Here is a 3,277-nt window from a genome sequence, read left to right as displayed (position 1 = left end):
GGGTACGGCCGTAAGGTCTTATCTTCGCGATGCCGGCCCCAGTGAACTCGCCAGCTTGTCTGGTGGGGTGATGGGTGGCTGGTCGTTGCTTGAGAACTACACAGTGGACGCGAGCATCTGTAGGCCAAGTTTTTAAGGGCGCACGGTGGATGCCTTGGCACCAGGAACCGATGAAGGACGTGAGAGGCCGCGATAGGCCCCGGGGAGCTGCCAACTGAGCTTTGATCCGGGGGTGTCCGAATGGGGAAACCCGGCAGTCGTCATGGGCTGTCACCCACTGCTGAACACATAGGCAGTGTGGAGGGAACGCGGGGAAGTGAAACATCTCAGTACCCGCAGGAAGAGAAAACAACCGTGATTCCGGGAGTAGTGGCGAGCGAAACCGGATCAGGCCAAACCGTATGCGTGTGATACCCGGCAGGGGTTGCGCATACGGGGTTGTGGGAATTCTTTTGATCGGTCTGCCGGCCGGTCGGCGAGTCAGAAACCGTTGATGTAGTCGAAGGACATGCGAAAGGTCCGGCGTAGAGGGTAAGACCCCCGTAGACGAAACATTGACGGCTTGCTTAAGAATCTCCCAAGTAGCACGGGGCCCGAGAAATCCCGTGTGAATCTGGCGGGACCACCCGCTAAGCCTAAATATTCCCTGGTGACCGATAGCGGATAGTACCGTGAGGGAATGGTGAAAAGTACCGCGGGAGCGGAGTGAAATAGTACCTGAAACCGTGTGCCTACAAGCCGTGGGAGCGTCGCTCATTGAGTTTACTCAATGGGTCGTGACTGCGTGCCTTTTGAAGAATGAGCCTGCGAGTTAGCGGTGTGTAGCGAGGTTAACCCGTGTGGGGAAGCCGTAGCGAAAGCGAGTCCGAATAGGGCGATTGAGTTGCACGCTCTAGACCCGAAGCGGAGTGATCTAGCCATGGGCAGGTTGAAGCGGAGGTAAGACTTCGTGGAGGACCGAACCCACCAGGGTTGAAAACCTGGGGGATGACCTGTGGTTAGGGGTGAAAGGCCAATCAAACTCCGTGATAGCTGGTTCTCCCCGAAATGCATTTAGGTGCAGCGTCACGTGTTTCTTGCCGGAGGTAGAGCACTGGATAGGCGATGGGCCCTACCGGGTTACTGACCTTAGCCAAACTCCGAATGCCGGTAAGTGAGAGCGTGGCAGTGAGACTGTGGGGGATAAGCTCCATGGTCGAGAGGGAAACAGCCCAGAGCATCGACTAAGGCCCCTAAGCGTACGCTAAGTGGGAAAGGATGTGGAGTCGCAGAGACAACCAGGAGGTTGGCTTAGAAGCAGCCACCCTTGAAAGAGTGCGTAATAGCTCACTGGTCAAGTGATTCCGCGCCGACAATGTAGCGGGGCTCAAGCGTACCGCCGAAGTCGTGTCATTGCAGCAATAGGGCCAACGCCCGCTGTGATGGGTAGGGGAGCGTCGTGTGCCGGGTGAAGCAGCAGCGGAAGCTAGTTGTGGACGGTTCACGAGTGAGAATGCAGGCATGAGTAGCGATACACACGTGAGAAACGTGTGCGCCGATTGACTAAGGGTTCCTGGGTCAAGCTGATCTGCCCAGGGTAAGTCGGGACCTAAGGCGAGGCCGACAGGCGTAGTCGATGGACAACCGGTTGATATTCCGGTACCCGCTTTGAAACGCCCAATATCGAATCCATTGATGCTAAGGCCGTGAAGCCGTTCCGGAGCCTTCGGGCAAAGGAAAGTGGTGGAGCCGCTGATCCAAGGTGGTAGTAGGTAAGCGATGGGGTGACGCAGGAAGGTAGTCCAACCCGGGCGGTGGTAGTCCCGGGGTAAGGGTGTAGGCCGTGTGATAGGCAAATCCGTCACACATTAAGGCTGAGACCTGATGCCGAGCCGATTGTGGTGAAGTGGATGATCCTATGCTGTCGAGAAAAGCCTCTAGCGAGTTTCATGGCGGCCCGTACCCTAAACCGACTCAGGTAGTCAGGTAGAGAATACCGAGGCGTTCGGGTGAACTATGGTTAAGGAACTCGGCAAAATGCCCCCGTAACTTCGGGAGAAGGGGGGCCATCACTGGTGATCGGATTTACTCCGTGAGCTGGGGGTGGCCGCAGAGACCAGCGAGAAGCGACTGTTTACTAAAAACACAGGTCCGTGCGAAGCCGTAAGGCGATGTATACGGACTGACGCCTGCCCGGTGCTGGAACGTTAAGGGGACCGGTTAGTCACATTTCGGTGTGGCGAAGCTGAGAACTTAAGCGCCAGTAAACGGCGGTGGTAACTATAACCATCCTAAGGTAGCGAAATTCCTTGTCGGGTAAGTTCCGACCTGCACGAATGGCGTAACGACTTCTCGACTGTCTCAACCATAGGCCCGGTGAAATTGCACTACGAGTAAAGATGCTCGTTTCGCGCAGCAGGACGGAAAGACCCCGGGACCTTTACTATAGTTTGATATTGGTGTTCGGTTCGGCTTGTGTAGGATAGGTGGGAGACTTTGAAGCAGCCACGCCAGTGGTTGTGGAGTCGCCGTTGAAATACCACTCTGGTCGTGCTGGATGTCTAACCTCGGTCCGTGATCCGGATCAGGGACAGTGTCTGATGGGTAGTTTAACTGGGGCGGTTGCCTCCTAAAGAGTAACGGAGGCGCCCAAAGGTTCCCTCAGCCTGGTTGGCAATCAGGTGTTGAGTGTAAGTGCACAAGGGAGCTTGACTGTGAGACCGACGGGTCGAGCAGGGACGAAAGTCGGGACTAGTGATCCGGCAGTGGCTTGTGGAAGCGCTGTCGCTCAACGGATAAAAGGTACCCCGGGGATAACAGGCTGATCTTCCCCAAGAGTCCATATCGACGGGATGGTTTGGCACCTCGATGTCGGCTCGTCGCATCCTGGGGCTGGAGTCGGTCCCAAGGGTTGGGCTGTTCGCCCATTAAAGCGGTACGCGAGCTGGGTTTAGAACGTCGTGAGACAGTTCGGTCCCTATCCGCTGTGCGCGTAGGAATATTGAGAAGGGCTGTCCCTAGTACGAGAGGACCGGGACGGACGAACCTCTGGTGTGCCAGTTGTCCTGCCAAGGGCATGGCTGGTTGGCTACGTTCGGGAGGGATAACCGCTGAAAGCATCTAAGCGGGAAGCCTGCTTCAAGATGAGTATTCCCACCTCCTTGAGAGGGTAAGGCTCCCAGTAGACGACTGGGTTGATAGGCCAGATGTGGAAGCCCGGTAACGGGTGGAGCTGACTGGTACTAATAGGCCGAGGGCTTGTCCTCAGTTGCTCGCGTCCACTGTGTTAGTTCTGAAG

Annotated in this window: 1 rRNA gene; it reads left to right on the top strand. The window is 56.3% G+C overall.

Annotated features, from left to right (window positions below):
• Positions 1–122 precede the first annotated feature (122 nt).
• Positions 123–3,245: ribosomal RNA gene (locus tag ACIBEA_RS44075) — 23S ribosomal RNA — on the top strand.
• Positions 3,246–3,277 lie beyond the last annotated feature (32 nt).

Source organism: Streptomyces sp. NPDC051555 (assembly GCF_044454405.1).
Lineage (GTDB): Bacteria > Actinomycetota > Actinomycetes > Streptomycetales > Streptomycetaceae > Streptomyces.
This window is presented reverse-complemented; position numbering and strand designations above follow the sequence as displayed.